General features: G+C 72.2%; 12 protein-coding genes. 4 read left to right on the top strand and 8 right to left on the bottom strand.

The features are described 5' to 3' along the window. Positions 1-224: 224 nt before the first annotated feature. Positions 225-1,337, bottom strand: a complete 1,113-nt coding sequence (locus tag AB0A90_RS28635; RefSeq protein WP_357253948.1) for a glycerophosphodiester phosphodiesterase — start codon at positions 1,335-1,337, stop codon at positions 225-227. 141 nt (positions 1,338-1,478) lie between these two features. On the opposite strand from AB0A90_RS28635, the gene AB0A90_RS28630 reads away from it, so the two are divergent. Together AB0A90_RS28630 and AB0A90_RS28625 are read left to right on the top strand one after the other, a co-directional pair. Further along, entirely contained in the window at positions 1,479-2,813 is a 1,335-nt protein-coding gene (locus AB0A90_RS28630) for a potassium transporter TrkG (protein ID WP_357253946.1), read from the top strand. A 17-nt stretch (positions 2,814-2,830) separates the two neighbouring features. Beyond that, on the top strand, positions 2,831-3,499 hold the full coding sequence (locus tag AB0A90_RS28625) for a TrkA family potassium uptake protein (RefSeq protein WP_357253944.1): 669 nt from the start codon (positions 2,831-2,833) through the stop codon (positions 3,497-3,499). A 41-nt stretch (positions 3,500-3,540) separates the two neighbouring features. Here the strand turns inward: AB0A90_RS28625 and AB0A90_RS28620 are convergent, their stop codons facing one another. From AB0A90_RS28620 to AB0A90_RS28590, 7 genes are all read right to left on the bottom strand, one after another. Further along, entirely contained in the window at positions 3,541-5,205 is a 1,665-nt protein-coding gene (locus AB0A90_RS28620) for a serine/threonine-protein kinase (protein ID WP_357253943.1), read from the bottom strand. A 71-nt stretch (positions 5,206-5,276) separates the two neighbouring features. Next, the gene (locus AB0A90_RS28615; protein ID WP_357253940.1) at positions 5,277-6,839 is read right to left on the bottom strand and encodes a fused MFS/spermidine synthase; all 1,563 of its coding nucleotides are present in this window, start codon (positions 6,837-6,839) and stop codon (positions 5,277-5,279) included. Positions 6,840-6,875: 36 nt separating this feature from the next. Further along, the gene (locus tag AB0A90_RS28610) at positions 6,876-7,892 is read right to left on the bottom strand and encodes a hypothetical protein (RefSeq protein ID WP_357253939.1); all 1,017 of its coding nucleotides are present in this window, start codon (positions 7,890-7,892) and stop codon (positions 6,876-6,878) included. A gap of 192 nt (positions 7,893-8,084) precedes the next feature. Continuing rightward, positions 8,085-8,894, bottom strand: a complete 810-nt coding sequence (locus tag AB0A90_RS28605; protein ID WP_357253937.1) for an inositol monophosphatase family protein — start codon at positions 8,892-8,894, stop codon at positions 8,085-8,087. Beyond that, positions 8,887-9,339, bottom strand: a complete 453-nt coding sequence (locus AB0A90_RS28600; RefSeq protein WP_357253935.1) for a response regulator — start codon at positions 9,337-9,339, stop codon at positions 8,887-8,889. The genes AB0A90_RS28605 and AB0A90_RS28600 overlap by 8 nt, the downstream gene beginning before the upstream one ends. Beyond that, on the bottom strand, positions 9,336-11,069 hold the full coding sequence (locus AB0A90_RS28595; RefSeq protein ID WP_357253933.1) for an ATP-binding protein: 1,734 nt from the start codon (positions 11,067-11,069) through the stop codon (positions 9,336-9,338). The genes AB0A90_RS28600 and AB0A90_RS28595 overlap by 4 nt, the downstream gene beginning before the upstream one ends. Continuing rightward, positions 11,066-12,265 carry a fused response regulator/phosphatase gene (locus AB0A90_RS28590; RefSeq protein WP_357253931.1) on the bottom strand — a complete coding sequence of 400 codons (1,200 nt, stop codon included), beginning with the start codon at positions 12,263-12,265 and terminating at the stop codon, positions 11,066-11,068. The genes AB0A90_RS28595 and AB0A90_RS28590 overlap by 4 nt, the downstream gene beginning before the upstream one ends. 393 nt (positions 12,266-12,658) lie before the next feature. Here AB0A90_RS28590 and AB0A90_RS28585 point away from each other — a divergent pair, with 393 nt between their 5' ends. Together AB0A90_RS28585 and AB0A90_RS28580 are read left to right on the top strand one after the other, a co-directional pair. After that, positions 12,659-14,977 carry a M28 family peptidase gene (locus tag AB0A90_RS28585; protein WP_357253983.1) on the top strand — a complete coding sequence of 773 codons (2,319 nt, stop codon included), beginning with the start codon at positions 12,659-12,661 and terminating at the stop codon, positions 14,975-14,977. Between the two features lie 225 nt (positions 14,978-15,202). Then, positions 15,203-15,457: a hypothetical protein gene (locus AB0A90_RS28580; protein ID WP_357253929.1), complete on the top strand. Its 255-nt coding sequence runs from the start codon at positions 15,203-15,205 to the stop codon at positions 15,455-15,457. Positions 15,458-15,462: the final 5 nt, after the last annotated feature.

Here is a 15,462-nt window from a genome sequence, read left to right as displayed (position 1 = left end):
CCCACTCGATCCTGGATCGAGCACGATCTTGCGAAGTGAAACCGTCAGAAGCGGGCATCGCCCTGCGCCAACCCTCGACAGAACGCGATCTTGCGAGCGGTGGCCTGGACGCGCCGCTGGCCCGCCTTCCGGGTGGCGGACGACGGGCCAGCAGATGGGCCGGGCGTGATCGGCCCGGTGGTCAGCTCGGAGCGGATCAGCTCCGGACCGACGTTCGAATGGGGTCAGAGGCCGGCGCGGGCGGCGACGGCGGTGTCGGGGTGGTCGCTGAAGACGCCGTCCAGGCCCAGGCCGAGGAAGAGTTCGTACTCGGCCGTGATGTCGCCGCGCCCGTTCGGGTCGGTGCCGATCCGGAAGTCGACCGGGAGGAACTGGTTCTCCGCCCGGAACGTCCAGGAGTGCACGAGCAACCGCTCCCGGTGCGCGTCGCGCACCACGTTGGTGGGGGCGAGCAGGGCGCCGGTGGCGTCGCGGGGCACGATCAGGTTCTTGTTCGCGCCGATGCCGTCGGCGTACCCGGCGATCCACTTCAGCCCGGCCGGCGTGGCCAGGTCCTGGTAGCTGCGGGTGTCGCCGGCGGCGGTGAAGTCGTACGGGCGGCCGGTCGCGTCGAGCAGTTGGACCAGCTTGACGTCGGTCAGCTTGCTCAGGCGGCGCAGGTTGGCCGTCTCGAACGACTGGATGAAGACCGGCGAGTTCTTCCGGTCCAGCTTGTTCTGCCGCAGCACCCGCAGCAGCGGCTCCTCCAGCGGCCGGCCGATCGAGGCGAAGTAGGTGGGGTGCTTGGTCTCCGGGTAGATCCCGATGGTGCGGCCCCGTGCCCGCCCCTCGGTCCGGGCCAGGTCGATGACCTCCTGGAGGGTGGGCACCTCGAAGCGGCCGTCGAACGCGGTGTTCGCCACGCGGACCTGCGGCAGCCGCTCCTTGGCTCGCAGCGTCTTCAGCTCGGCGAGGGTGAAGTCCTCGGTGAACCAGCCGGTCACCGCGACACCGTCGATGGTCTTCGTCGCCTTACGGGCCGCGAACTCCGGGTGCGTCGACACGTCGGTGGTGCCGGAGATCTCGTTCTCGTGCCGGGCGACAAGCACCCCGTCGGAGGTGGAGACCAGGTCCGGCTCGATGTAGTCGGCGCCCATCCGGATCGCCAACCGGTAGGCCTCCACCGTGTGCTCAGGCCGGTAGCCGCTGGCGCCCCGGTGAGCGATCACGATCGGCCGGTCGTTCGCTCGGGAGCGGTCCGCGTCGGTCGCCGTGCCGGCCTCGGCCATGGTCGGCACGGCCACGGCGGCGGCGAGCAGCACGCCGGCCAGGCCGAGGGTCGGAAGGGTACGTCGCATCGCGGCTCCTGTCATCGGGGGAAAGCCGCTTCAGCAGATCGCCCCGGGTTGACCGGCAGTTGGTCGATGGCTGGCCGGAAGGTGAATCTCCGGAATGCGCGTTCCCCCGCCAGGCGACGGGCGGAAAAGGAAGATTGTCTGGTGCGCCGGTTCTTCCGCAACCCCGTGCGGCTGGTGCCGTTCGCCTTCCTGGTGCCGATCCTGCTCGGTGCCGGGCTGCTCATGGCACGGTGGGCGACCATCGATCACCAGCGTCCGCCGCTGGTCACGGCGCTCTTCACCGCCACCTCGGCCGTGTCCGTCACCGGCATGGCGGTCACCGACACCCCCAACTACTGGTCCGGTTGGGGACTGCTGGTGATCACCCTGCTCACCCAGCTCGGCGGTCTCGGCATCCTCACCGCGGCGGCGCTCGTCATCCTGGTGGTCTCGCGCCAGCTCGGCCTGCGCAACCGGCTGCTGGTGCAGGCTGAGACGGCGGAGTTCGGCATCGGTGACGTGGGCCGGCTGCTACGCCGGATCGCGATCACCGTCTTTGCCTGCGAGGCCGTGCTGACCGCTCTGGTCGCCGGCCGGCTCTGGTGGTCGTACGACTACCCGCCCGGGCGGGCGCTCTGGTCGGGCGTGTTCCACGCCGTCCAGGCGTTCAACAACGGCGGCTTCGCGCTCTACACCGAGGGCCTGCTGGCCTTCGACCGTGATCCGTGGGTGTCACTGCCGTTGGCGTTCGGGGCCATCGTCGGCGGGCTGGGGTTTCCCGCCCTGTTCGAGGCCGTTCGAGAGTGGCGCAAGCCGGCGGGCTGGGCGGTGGCCACCAAGCTGACCATCTGGGGCAGCATCGCCCTGCTGCTGCTCGGTTTCGTCGGCCTGCTCGCCGCCGAGTGGACAAACGCCAGCACCATCGGCTCGTACGACGCCGGAGGCAAGGTGCTCGCGTCGTTCACCCAGATCGCGCTGAGCCGCACCGGCGGTTTCAACGTGCTGAACATCGCCGATCTCCAAGAGGAGAGCTATCCGCTGCTGATCGTGCTGATGTTCATCGGTGGCGGCAGCGCCAGCACGGCCGGCGGCATCAAGGTGTCCACGTTCTTCCTGCTCGCGTTCACCATCTGGGCGGAGTTGCGCGGCGAGCCCGACGTGACGGTCGGGCACCGCCGGGTGGCCACCGCGAGCCAGCGGCAGGCGGTGACCGTGGCCCTGCTCAGCGTCGCGCTGGTCACGGCCGGGACCATGCTCCTGCTGCTGCTCACCGAGGGCGTGCGGTTCGTCGCCGCCCTGTTCGAGGTCACCTCGGCGTTCAGCACCACCGGGCTCACCGTCGGTCTCGCCAGCGAGCTGCCGGCCAGCGGTCAACTGGTGCTGACCGTGCTGATGTTCATCGGCCGGGTCGGGCCGCTCACCCTCGGGTCGGCGATCGCCCTGAACACCAGGCGCAAGCTCTACCGCTATCCGCAGGAACAACCAATTGTCGGCTAGGAGCGAGGAGGGTCGAGGTGTCGGCGAGACGATCGGACGGCGGCGGCATCGTGGTGATCGGGTTGGGTCGGTTCGGCTGCCACCTGGCCGCGTCGCTCACCCGGATGGACCGCGAGGTGCTGGCCGTCGACCGTAACCCGGACCAGGTGCAGCGCTTCTCGGACCAGCTCGACCGGGTGGTCCAGGCCGACGCGACCGAGGATGGGGCGCTGCGGCAGCTCGGCGTCACCAGCTTCGGCCGGGCGGTGGTGGCCATCGGGGCGTCGGTGGAGGCGAGCGTCCTCACCGTGCTGGCGTTGGTCGAGTTGGGTGTGCCGCAGATCTGGGCACGGGCCACCTCGCAGAAACACGCCAAGATCCTGTCGTCGGTGGGCGCGCACCACGTGATCTTCCCGGAGGCGGAGACCGGCGACCGGGTGGCGCACCTGATCGTCAGCCGGCTGCTCGACTTCATCGAGTTCGACGACGACTTCGCGATCGCCACCGTCCGGGTGCCGGAGTCGCTCGTCGGGCGCACCCTGCTCGACCTGCGTCCGGAGGAACGATCCGGGGTCCGGGTGATCGGCGCGAAGGCACCCGGCGAGCGTTTCCGGTACGCCTCGGACGACACGGCGCTGGCCCAGGGTGGGGTGCTGGTGGTGGAGGGTGGCATCGACCAGGTGCAACGGTTCGCGGGACGACGCTGACCGTCACTTCTTACCGCCGTGCCCCTTCCCCTTGCCCTTTGTCACTTCCCCGCTTTTCCCGGACCACCACCCGGCCCCTTGCCCTTGCCCGGCTTCTCAGGCTTGGCCTTCGTCGCTCCGCTGCCCGCAGCGGGGCCACCCGGGCCGCCGCCAGCCGTCGCCGCCTTCGGCGGGGCCTTGGGCAGAGTCTCCGTCGGGGTGGCCGCCTTGCTCGGTGGGGCCGGGGCCGGGGCACTGCCGGCGACCCCGGAGACGCGCACCCCGCAGGCCACCTCGCCGAGTCGGAACTCGACAGGCAGCGGGTTCGCCCCGCTGTACGTCCCGGTGAGGGTGAGCTTCTCGGCGGCACCGGGCGCCAACGTGTTGCGCTGCTCCGCCGGCCGGACCACTACGGTGCTTCCCTGCTGGTACGCGGGTGCGGGTTCCGACTTCGTCACCGTCTGCTGACCGGGGAAGCTGAAGCTCATCGCCCAGTCCCGCAGCTCCCGGTCGCCGGTGTTGGTGAGCGTCAGGTCCGCGGCGAAGTCGGTGCCGGAGTCCGTGCGCAGCGCGTACGCCACCTCGCACGGCACCTTCGCCGGCAGACCCATTCGGGCCTCGGTTGTCGGCCGTCCCTCACCGCTTGCCGGACTGCGTGAGGTGAAGCCCCACATCGCCCCGGTGACCGCGATCAGCCCGACGGCGGCCACCCCGGCCTCCACCCGCCGCCGCCGGGTCACCCGCTGCCGGACTCGCCGGTCCCGATTGCGGGTACGCGACAGCGGCAACGCGTCGGTCGCCGCCGACCAGGGCAGGATCGTGGTACGCGCAGCGCCCAGCAGGGCCGGGTCCAGGGGTCCGCCGGCCGGGGAGACCGGCACCGCCGCGAGCATGCCGGCCGCGTCGGCGAGGATCCGGGTCACCTCGGCGGTGGCCGGTCGGTCGGCGGGCCGCTTCGCCAGGCAGCGCCCCACCAGCTCGGTCACCTCGTCGGGCAGCCCCTCGACGGCGGGCATCGGTTCCGGTTCGTTGTACATGTGTGCGCGCAACATCTGGGTGGTCGTGGTGGCGCGCCACGGCAGCCGCCCGGTGAGCATCCGGTAGAGCAGCAGCCCGACGGCGTACACGTCGGTGGCCGGGGACACCTGGCCGTTGTCCAGCCGTTCCGGGGCGAGGTACGCGGGAGTGCCCAGCAGCGCGCCGTCCGGCCCCTTCTCGCTCTCCCCCACGAGCGCGGAGATGCCGAAGTCGACCACCTTGACCCCGGTCGACGTGAGCATGACGTTGCCCGGGGTGACGTCGCGGTGCACCACGCCGCGGGCGTGCGCGGTGGTCAGCGCCGAGCTGACCTCCGCGCCGATCGTGACCGCCTCGCGCCAGGGCAGTTGGGTCTCCCGGCCCAGCCGGCTGGCCAGCGAGGCGCCGTCGACCAGCTCCATCACCACGTACGGCACGGTCAGACCGACCTGCTCGGACTCGCCGTAGTCGTACACGTTGGTGATGTTGGGGTGGCAGAGGCGTGCGGCGGCCTGCGCCTCGATCCGGATCCGGTGGCGGAACGCGCGGTCGCTGGCCAGCCTGGAGGCCAGCACCTTCACCGCGACCTGACGGCCGAGCACCTCGTCGTAGCCACGCCACACCACGGACATCCCGCCCGCGCCGAGCTGCTCGATCAGTCGGTACCGCTCATCGAGGAGCTGCGCGCCGTTTCGGTCCCCACTACCCATGGTGACCGTTGTTGCCCAGGATCAAACGTCCTACACCTGGAGTGTCGGAATCGGTCAGAGTTGTCACTCGATCAGGCGGTGGCCAGCAGTTGGTCCACCGGGGCGTAGTCGTCGGTCAACACCAGCGCCCCGCCGACGAAGTCCGTCAGCTCGGTGCCGGAGAGCAGGCTGACCTTCGGGTCCACCTCGGCCAGTCGCGCCCGCACGGCCTCCAGCGGCAGTGGCGCGTCGGAGCCGACGATGAGGAAGTTGGAACCCTGCTCCTCGGCGAGCGCCTCCGGCGGCGCGATCAACGCGACGTGCCGGAACTCGGCGGCCACCGTGGCCAGCTCGGCGCGGATGAACCGCAGTGGCGGGTAGTCGATCACGTTCTGCACGTACACGCCGCCGGGGCGGGTGACCCGCCGGACCTCGGCCGCCATCTCCCGGGTGGCCAGGTGCCAGGGCACCACCAGGTGACCGAACGCGTCACCGACCACCAGGTCACGGCTGTCCGTCGGCTCGTCGCCGACGAGCATCCGGGCGTCGCCCACCACCGCCCGCAGCTCCGGCCCGGTCCGTACGCCCAGCTCCTGCTCGCCCAACTCGACCAGCCCACCGTCGATCTCGAACACCACGTTGTCGGTGCCCGGCCGGGTGGCGGTCAGGTAGCGCGGCACGGTGAACCCGCCGCCGCCCAGGTGCAACGCGTCCAGCCGCTGACCGGCCGGCGCGGCGACGTCGGCGACGGCTCCGATCCACTTCGTGTACGCGTACTCCAGGTGTTTCGGGTCGGCGAGGTCCACGTACGAGTGGTGGGCCGAGTTGAGCAGCAGCGTCCGGCCGGTGGGCCGGTTCGGGTCGGTGGTGACCCGGGCGCAGTGGTACGCCGTCTCGATGTCGCACGGGTTCGGTGCCACGGTGGCGAGGCCCGCCCCGACCAGGCCGAGCACGGCCAGCGCGGCCCGGGTCCGGGCCGGACCGGGCAGCTCGGTGGGCTCCTGTCGGCGCAGATACCAGCCGAGGCCGATGCCGACCAGCCCGAGCGCGATCGCCAGGGTCACCAGGATGACCGTGCTGCGCAGGGCGGCGACCAGCACGAAGCCGGTGAGCAGGGTCGCGGTGATGCCGCCCAGGGTGCCGATCCCGGAGAGTCGACCGACCACCTGGCCGGTGCGACGCAGGTCGGCTAGTTGAAGCTTCACGACCAACGGGGTGACCGCGGCCAACAGCGCGGCCGGTACGAACACGGCAAGCGAGACCAGGAGCAGGATTCCGCTGGCCGCGCCACCGCGCAGCACCTCTCCGGCGTACCGGACGACGGGCAGGGTGACGGCGGTGGCGATGCCAGCCAGCACGAGCGCCGGGGCCAGCAGGCCGCGCGGGTTGCGCCGGTCGGCCAGCCAGCCGCCGGTCCACGCCCCGTAGGCGATCGCGGCCAGCGCGACACCGATCACCGAGCTGGTCACCTGGAGGGTCACCCCGACGTACGGGCCGACCAGGCGCAGCGCGACGGTCTCCAGCACCAGCACGGCGCCGCTGGAGAAGAAGACCAGGAAGGCGGCCAGGCCGTTGGGCAGCGCCCGGCCGGTGACCGGCACGGACGGGGCGGCGGCGGCCGGCGGGGCCGCGACGTCGGGCGGTGGGGAACTCATCGTCGCGATGGTACGCAGTGAAGCTGGGGCCCAGGGTCAGTACAGCGATAGATGAACGTGGTTCGTGTGGGACGCGGCGGGACTGCCGCTGCCGCTGTACGAACGCCACCCGGTGCCGGGATGCCAGATCTGCCGGTACCAGATCACGTAGAGCACGCCCAGTCGGTCGGCGTTGCGCACGTGCCAGGCGGCCAGGCTGTCGCCGTACGCCTTGTCGCCACCTGTCGCGTTGCGGTCCTCGAAGCCGTTGGTGGCCGCGGCGAAGTCGCAGGCCCGCCCCTTCGGGTGCTCCCCGCCGCCACCGCTGCGCTTACAGGAGACGTGCCGCTTGTAGCCGGCCGCCTGGGTCTGCTTGAGCGCGTTGAGGGTGCGCGGGGTGATGCAGCCGGAGGTGGTCGGGTCCTTCACGGAGCAGGACTCCGACGGCCAGGATCCGTCGGAGTTACGCGGCGCGGGCTTCGCGGAGGCGGAACTGCCCCCGCTGAAACCGTTGCTGCTGCCCGAGCTGACCTCGGCGAGCGCCGCCTCGGCCTCCTTCTTCTTCTTCGCCATCACGGCGAGCTGCTTCTGCTGCTCGCGGACCTCGGCGTCGATGGCGACCTTGGCCTCGTGCGCCTGCTGCCGGGCTGCGACGAGATCACGCAGCCGCTTGCTGTCCCGCTGGGCCATCAGGTCGAGATCGCTGGCGCGCTCCAGGAACGCCTGCGGCGTGGCGGTGTTGAGCAGCATCGACGCCGGCCCGAGCCGACCGATCCGGTAGGACTGAGCGGCGACCTCGCCGACCTGGGCGGTGAGCCCACCCATGCGACCCTCGATCGCCGTCAACTCGCCGGTCAACGCCGTCTGGCGGCGCTTGGAGTTGTCGAGCTTGGCCTTGGCCTCGATGTGCCCCTTGGCGGTCAGCTCCAACGCATCCTGCAGCTTCTTGCTGCCGCCCTCACCGGGCTCGGCGTACGCCGGCACGGCGGCACCGCCGAGCACCAGGGCGACGGCGGCGAGCAGAGTGAGCAGGGTGCGGCGACCGAGCCGCGGGTCGAGCCTGGTCCTGGGCACGAAAGCGTCCTTCCGTCGACCGCCGGCCCCCGGTGAACAACTGCGCGGCGGCGTCCCCACCGGCGCCGGTCGGCGGCCTGCTGGCGGAGACCGCCGTCACGATACCGGACGGTGAGCCGCTGACCAGCCCCCCGACGCCGGGAACGCCCCGATGTCGACGGAGCGTTCCGACGCCGTCGCGCAGTGCCCGGATCAGGGGGCGAGAAGGGCTTCGCGCACCTCGGTCCAGACCTGCTCGTTGGCTGCGACGAGCAGACCGTGGCCGTCGTCGGCGGGGTGGTAGTCGACACCGTCGAACCGGCGGGCGACGCCACCCGCCGCGCGGACCAGCACGGTGCCCGGGGCATGATCCCAGGGCAGGGTGCGCCAGAAGAGGACGAACTGCTGCTCGCCGGTGAGGATGTCCAGGTATTCCCGGCCGGCGCAGTGCTGGCCGGGCAGCAGCTCGCCGAGCCGCCGACCGCCGGCGCGGACCCGGTCGCGGGTCTCCGGCGGCAGGAACCGGGTCATCGCCGCGCCGCGTAGCTCGCCGAGCGGCGGCACCGGGATGGTGCCCTCCACCGGCTGGCCGTTGAGCAGGGTGCCGTCGTCCGCCCAGCCCCCGGCGAGGGTGTCGGCGAGCGGGTCGAGGATCCAGCCGGCGACCGGCTGCCCGTCGGTCAGCAACGACACCATCAGGGCGAACGGCCGGCGACCGGCGGCGAAGTTGGCGGTGCCGTCGACCGGGTCGACCAGCCAGACGTCACCGGCGTCCCGCAGGTGCCGCAGCAACCCCGGGTCGTCGGCGACACCCTCCTCACCGACCACCGTCGAGCCGGGCCGCAGCCGGCGCAAGCCCGCCGAGAGCAGCTCCTCGGCCCGGCGGTCGGCGACGGTGACCACCTCGCCGGGCGCCTTCTCCGACACGTCGGCGTCGTCGAGTTTGCGGAACAACGGCAGCACGACCTGGTCGGCGGCCTCCCGCAGGAGGTCGCCGACGTCGTCGAGCAGGGTGTCAGCCACGCGGCGGCAACTTGACCACGCTGACGAAGAACTCGTCGATCTGGCGGACCACCGAGATGAAGCGCTCGAAGTCCACCGGCTTGGTCACGTAGGCGTTGGCGTGCAGCTGGTAGCTGCGCAGGATGTCCTCGTCGGCCTGGGAGGTGGTGAGCACCACCACCGGGATCCGACGCAGGTTCGGATCGTTCTTGATCTCTTCCAGCACCTCCCGGCCGTCGCGCCGGGGCAGGTTGAGGTCGAGCAGGATCAGGTCGGGCGCCACCGCGTCCGCGTACTGGCCCTCCCGGCGCAGGTAGGCCAGCGCCTCGGCGCCGTCGGAGACGACGGTCAGCCGGTTGCGCAGCTTGTGCTCCTCGAACGCCTCCTGGGTCATCAGCACATCACCCGGGTCGTCCTCGACCAGCAGGACCTCGATCGGGCTCTTGCCATCCGCCGGCGCGGTCATCCCACCGTCTCCCTCATGTCACCCGTTCTACCGCTTTCCGGCGCCTCGTCGGCCCGGTCCGGCTGGTCCGAGGAGTCGGACTGCTCGGTCGCCGCTGCCGGAGTCTCGTTCGAGGGCGTGGCGTCGCCCGCCGGCAGGGCCTGCGGCTGCTCCGACGAGTCGGCGGCGGCCGCCGCCTCCAGGTCCGCCGGAAGCGCCGGCAGGGTGAACCGGATCGCCGTGCCCTCCGGCACGTCGGTGTCCACCCAGACCCGACCCCCGTGATATTCGACGATCTTCTTGACGATGGCCAACCCGATGCCGGTGCCCGGGTACGCGTCCTTCGAGTGCAGCCGCTGGAAGATCACGAAGATCTTGTCGGCGAACTCCGGCTCGATCCCGATGCCGTTGTCCTGGCAGGTGATCTCCCACTCGGCGTCCACCAGCCGCGCCGAGACGTGCACCCTGGGTGGCACATCCGCCCGGCGGAACTTGATCGAGTTGCTGACCAGGTTGGCCAGCAGGTTGGTGAGCAGCGGTTCCTCACCGGAGATCACCGGCAGGTCGGTCCAGGTCAGCTCCGCGTCGGCGTACTGCCGCGCGGCCTCGGTCTGACCGGCCACGTCGCCCATCACCTTGTTGAGGTCGACCTCGACGAAGCCGGTGGTGAGCCGGCCGATCCGGGAGAACGCGAGCAGGTCGTTGATCAGGCGCTGCATCCGCTGTGCGCCGTCCACCGCGAAGGCGATGTACTGGTCGGCCCGTTCGTCGAGCTGCCCGGCGTAGCGACGCTGGAGCAACTGGCAGAAACTGGCCACCTTGCGCAGCGGCTCCTGGAGGTCGTGCGAGGCCACGTACGCGAACTGCTCCAGGTCACGGTTGGACCGGGTCAACTCCTCGGCCTGCTTCTGGAGCTGGCTGTTGACCCACTCGATCCGCTCGCGGGCAGCCCGCACCTCGGCCAGGTCGGCGGCGATCTTCTGCCGCATGGCGTCCACGTCGTCGCCGAGCTGGATGAACTCCGGCGGGCCGGTGGTGGCGATGCGGTGCTGGTAGTCGCCCTCGGCGACCTCGCGGACCTGGGTGGCCAGGCCGGTCAGGGGCCGGATCACCATCCGGTCCAGCGAGAGCAGCAGCACCGCGCCGGCCACGACCACCACCAGGGCGGCGACGATCAGCAGTACGACAAGCACGTTGCTGCTGGTCCGCACGTTGTCGGCGGTCTGCTCCCGGGCGGCCAGGACCTCCCCCTGGAGGTCGTTGACCGCCGTGCGCACCTCGTCGAACTGCTGCCGGGCCTGCTCGGTGACGAGTGCCTGGCCCGCGCTGGTGCCGCTCTGCTCGGTGGTGGTGATCACCGGCTCGGCCACCGACTGCCGCCACTGCGTGATGCGCTCCTCGACGGTGCGCAGCTCCTGGCTGATCTGCGGGTAGTTGTCGAGCAGCGACCGCATCGAGACGGTGACGCTCTTCTCCTGGGCGAGCCCCTCCCGATAGGGGTTCAGGTCGTCCGGGTCACCGCTGACCGCGTACCCACGGATCGCCGTCTCCTGGTCGAGCAGCGCGTTGAGCAACTCCTGGGACTGGACCCGCAGTGGGCCGGTCTCGTTCAGGACGGCGTCGATCTGGGTGCGGTTGCGGGCGGCCATCGCCGCCTCCGCGCCGGCCAGGGCGATCAGCAGCACCCCCACGACGGTGAGCAGCGTGATGACCCGCCGGCGCAGACTCCAGCCGCCGACCACCGGCTTCACCGGCCACCACCCCGGCTCACCAGCAGCATGGCCACGTCGTCGGCGAGCGCGCCGCCGTTGAGCCGCTCGGCCCGGCCGACCAGCCAGGCGGGCAGCTCGGGCAGCGACACCGAACGGTTGGCCGGCTCGTCGAGCAGCCCGCTCAGCCCCAACACGTCGAGGCGATCGTTGCCCGCTCCCACCCGCCCCTCGATGAGCCCGTCGGTGTACATCAGCAGGGACCAGTCATCGGTGTCGAACTCCAGGTCGTAGGCGATCGGCCGGCGGGGTCGTACGCCCAGCAGTCGGCCGCCGGGCGCGGGCACCGGGGCGACCCGGCCGCCGGCGAGCAGCAGCGGCGGCGGATGCCCGGCGAGTCGGACTGTCGCACGGTTGGCGTCCAGGTCGAGCCTGGTGGTGGCCACCGTCGCGAAGATCTCCTGAAGGCGGCGCTCACTCATCAGCACCTGCTCCAGCGCGGGCAGCACCTCGTCGTCCGGCACTCCGGCGAGCACAAGTGCCCGCCAGGCCACTCGCAGCTCGACGCCGAGCGCGGCCTCGTCCACGCCGTGCCCACAGACGTCACCGACGATCAGGTCGAGACGGTCCGGACGGGTCTGCACCACGTCGAAGAAGTCCCCGCCGATCAGGGCGGCGTGCCGGCCGGGCCGGTAGAAGGTGTGCACCGCCACCTGGTCGGTCGTCATCAGCGGCTGGGGCAGCAGACCGCGTTCGAGGCGGGCCGACTCGGCCTGCCGCAGCTCGACCTCCCGCAACCGGCGGGCGTTCTCGTCGGCGCGCTTGCGTTCCACGGCGTAGCGCAGCGCCCGGGTCAGCAGCACTCCGTCGACCTGGCCCTTGACCAGGTAGTCCTGTGCGCCCTCGGCGACCGCCACGACGCCCAGGTGCTCGTCCGAGCGGCCGGTCAGCACGCAGACCGCGGCGCCGCTGGACATCTCCAGCACCTGACGCAGCCCGTCCAGCCCCTGCGCGTCGGGCAGGCCCAGGTCGAGCAGGACGCAGTCGACGTCGTTGATCCGCTGCCGCGCCTCTCGCAGGCTGGTGGCGACCAGCAGGTCGATCATCGAGTTGGTCTCGGCGAGCAGCTCACCGACCAGGAAGGCGTCGCCCTCGTCGTCCTCCACCAGCAGCACCCGCAGCCGTTCGCCCGGCGGCAGGTTGGCGTGCCGCGCCAGGCCACCGTGCGGGTACGGCACAACTGGGGACCCGGCCGAGCCGGACCCCCGGTGCGGCCGGGTCACCGCCGCGAGACGCGGGAGTTCGCTGGTGATGTCGGGCTCCTTCCGAGTGCCCTGCTGATCCTGTATTAGACAACGGTCGCACACAACACGATGCCCACGGCACGGGCGGGGATGGGGCGCATCACTGCCCGCCGACTGACAAACCTCGCGGGTGATCGGTGCGGGGCCGTACCGGCCATGCCGTCCGGGACCGCCGGGGGGCAGGATGGTGCCACCCCAGGCCCCACCACCCCCCGAGGAGTTTCCGTGGGCGCACCCCCCACCCCGGCCCCGACTGGCACACCGGCCCGTCCTGCTCCGGGCGTACCCCCTGCGGATCGTGCGCTGACCAGGCCGCACCGGCGGCTCGTGGCCGCCGCGGCGGCGCTCGTGGCGTTGGCCGCCGTGGGCGCCGGCAGCCTGCTCGACCTGCGGACGCCGACGCCGAAACCGGCGGACGCGCCGGTGGGCGAGTTCAGCGCCGGCCGGGCGTACGAGGACGTCCAGGTGATCGCCGCCCGGTCGCACGTCGCCGGCAGCCCTGCCAACGACCAGGTTCGGGCGCACCTTGAGCAGCAGTTGCGCGGGTTGGGCCTGGAGACCGAGGTGCAGGACACCGTGGCCCCGGAGGCCGGGCAGCTCAGCGGCGCGGCGGGCGGGGCGACCCTGGCCCGCGTCCGCAACGTGGTGGCCCGGCTGCCCGGCACCGCCTCGACCGGCCGGGTCTTCCTGGTCGCCCACTACGACTCGGTGCAGACCGGGCCGGGCGGCAACGACGACGCGGCCGGCACCTCGGCCATCCTGGAGGTGGCCCGCGCGCTGAGCACCGGTCCGCGGCCCCGCAACGACATCGTCTTCGTGTTGACCGACGCGGAGGAGGCGTGCCTCTGCGGCGCGTCCGCGTTCGCCGCCAGCCACCCGCTGGCCGCCGACGGCGGGGTGGTGCTCAACCTGGAGGCGCGCGGCTCCACCGGGCCGGTGATCATGTTCGAGACGTCCCGGAACAACGCGAAACTGGTGGACGTCTTCGGCCGGGCCGCCCCGCACCCGGTCGGCACCTCGTTCGCGGTGGAGATCTATCGGGCGCTGCCCAACGACACCGACTTCACCGCGTTCCTGGACCAGAAGTTCGTCGGGCTGAACTCGGCGTACATCGACGGAGGCGCGATCTACCACACCCCGCTGGACACGCCGGCGGCCATGGACCGGGGCAGCCTCCAGCAGCACGGCGACAACGCGCTGGGCCTGGCCCGGGAGTTCGGCCGCACCGACCTGACCGAGCTGCGCTCCGGGCACGACGCGACCTACTTCCCGGTCCCCGGTGGGCTGGTCCACTACCCGGGCACGTTCACCCTGCCGTTGGCCCTGCTCGCGGTGGCCGCGGTGGCCGCGCTGGGCTGGCTGGTCCGTCGACGGGGCCGGGCCAGCACCGGCCGGCTCGCCGCCGGCTTCGGGCTGGCCCTGGCGCCGATCGTGGTCGCGCCGGTCGCGGCCCAACTGCTCTGGCTGGCGATCACCACGATCCGACCGGGGTACGCGGAACTGCTCGATCCGTACCGCCCGGTCTGGTACCGCCTGGCCGTCGTGGCGCTCGCCGCCGCCATCCTGTTCGCCTGGTACGCGCTGCTGCGCCGCCGGATCGGCCCGGCCGCGCTTGCCGTGGGCGGGCTGGCCTGGCTGGCCCTGCTCGGGGTGCTGCTCGCCGTGGCGGTGCCCGGCGGGGCGTACCTCACCACCCTGCCGGCGCTGGCCGGCGCCCTCGGTGGGCTGGTCGCGCTGCGTACCCGGCAGACCGGGCCGTGGCCGGTGGTGGCGGTGACCGCCGCCGCGGCCGTCGGTGTGGTCATCCTGCTGCCCACCGTGGTGCTGCTCTTCCCCGCGCTGGGGATGGGCATGGGTGGGGTGGCCGCGCTGGTCGCCGTGCTGCTCGGCCTGGCCGCCCTGCCGGTGGTCGACCTGCTGCACCCGCAGGCCGGCGGCCAGCGCGGCGTGCGGGCGTTGCGGGCGCGCCGGCTCGGCCTGCTGCCGGCCGTGGCCGCCGCCGTGGCGACGGTGGTGCTCGCCGGGGTCGGGCTGGGCGTCGACCGGTTCGACGCCGCGCATCCCGCGCCGACCCACCTGATGTACGCGATGGACGCCGGCACCGGCCAGGCCCGCTGGCTCAGTCACGAGAGTGACCCGCAGTCGTGGACGGACGGCTACGTGGACGGGACGGCGGACGTCGGCGACGACTTCCCCGGGCTCGGCGACGGTGAGCTGCGGGCCGGGCCGGCACAGCCGGCGAACCTGCCGGCGCCGAAGCTGGACGTGCTGGGCGACGCCACGTCTGGTGGAGAACGCACGCTGCGTCTGCGGCTCACCCCGCAGCGGGCCGCCCGGCTCGCCACCCTGCACGTCGACACGTCGACGGCCACCGTCCTGCGGGCCGAGGTGGCCGGGCGGCCGGTGCCGGTGGAACCCCGCGCGGGCAGGTGGGGCTTCGGGCTGGTGTTCCACGCCCCGCCCACCGAGGGCATCGAGGTCACGTTGACCCTGCGGCCCACCGCCGGGCAGGTGGCGCTGCGGGCCATGGACGCCAGTGACGGGTTGGACGCGCTGCCCGGCTTCCGCCCCCGGCCGCCGGCCGTCGGCGTGGTCGGGTCGCACAGCTCCGAGATGCTGGCGGTCGCCCGCACGTACCCCTTCTGACAGACGACACGGTGGTCCGGCCGGCCGCGCTCGGCCGGCCCACCCAAGATCGTGCTCGATCCAGGAAAGAGTGCCCTCGACCACGAGCGAGGGGACTACAACCAGGATCGGGCACGATCATGCGTGGATCGAGCGATGGTCGGCGGGCCGAGCCACGACGAGCAGCGGCCCGCGCTGAGTACCGGGACGGGTGCGCGCCGACGGGATCGACGATGTGCTGGCAGCATGTCGCGACACATCATCGACAGTCGCCGGGCACTCGATCCGGCTCGCTGGGGACGGGTTGGCGTCGGCGCGCTGCTCGTCGTGCTGCGGTCCGCCGGGTGCGCCTCCTCAGGCCACGACAGGGCTCGGGACTCGGTTGTGGAGCGGGCCGAACAGGTCGCCCACGAGACCGAGCCATGGGCGACCGACTCCCTGAGCCTGAAGGGCTGGAAAAGCAACGAGTCCCGGGTGCGCGGGCCGCTGCGGGTCACGTAGTGCGG

It is taken from the genome of Micromonospora sp. NPDC049204, from assembly GCF_040647935.1.
Lineage (GTDB): Bacteria > Actinomycetota > Actinomycetes > Mycobacteriales > Micromonosporaceae > Micromonospora.
The sequence above is the reverse complement of the archived record's forward strand: the minus strand, read 5'-3'. Positions and strand labels throughout refer to the sequence as shown.

Bases quoted from the DNA above. Each gene is read 5' to 3' on its own strand.
- AB0A90_RS28600 (WP_357253935.1), bottom strand. From the start codon at position 9,339: ATGACCGCGCCGGCGGATGGCAAGAGCCCGATCGAGGTCCTGCTGGTC.
- AB0A90_RS28615 (WP_357253940.1), bottom strand. From the start codon at position 6,839: ATGAGTTCCCCACCGCCCGACGTCGCGGCCCCGCCGGCCGCCGCCGCC.
- AB0A90_RS28635 (WP_357253948.1), bottom strand. From the start codon at position 1,337: ATGCGACGTACCCTTCCGACCCTCGGCCTGGCCGGCGTGCTGCTCGCC.
- AB0A90_RS28620 (WP_357253943.1), bottom strand. From the start codon at position 5,205: ATGGGTAGTGGGGACCGAAACGGCGCGCAGCTCCTCGATGAGCGGTAC.
- AB0A90_RS28580 (WP_357253929.1), top strand. From the start codon at position 15,203: ATGTCGCGACACATCATCGACAGTCGCCGGGCACTCGATCCGGCTCGC.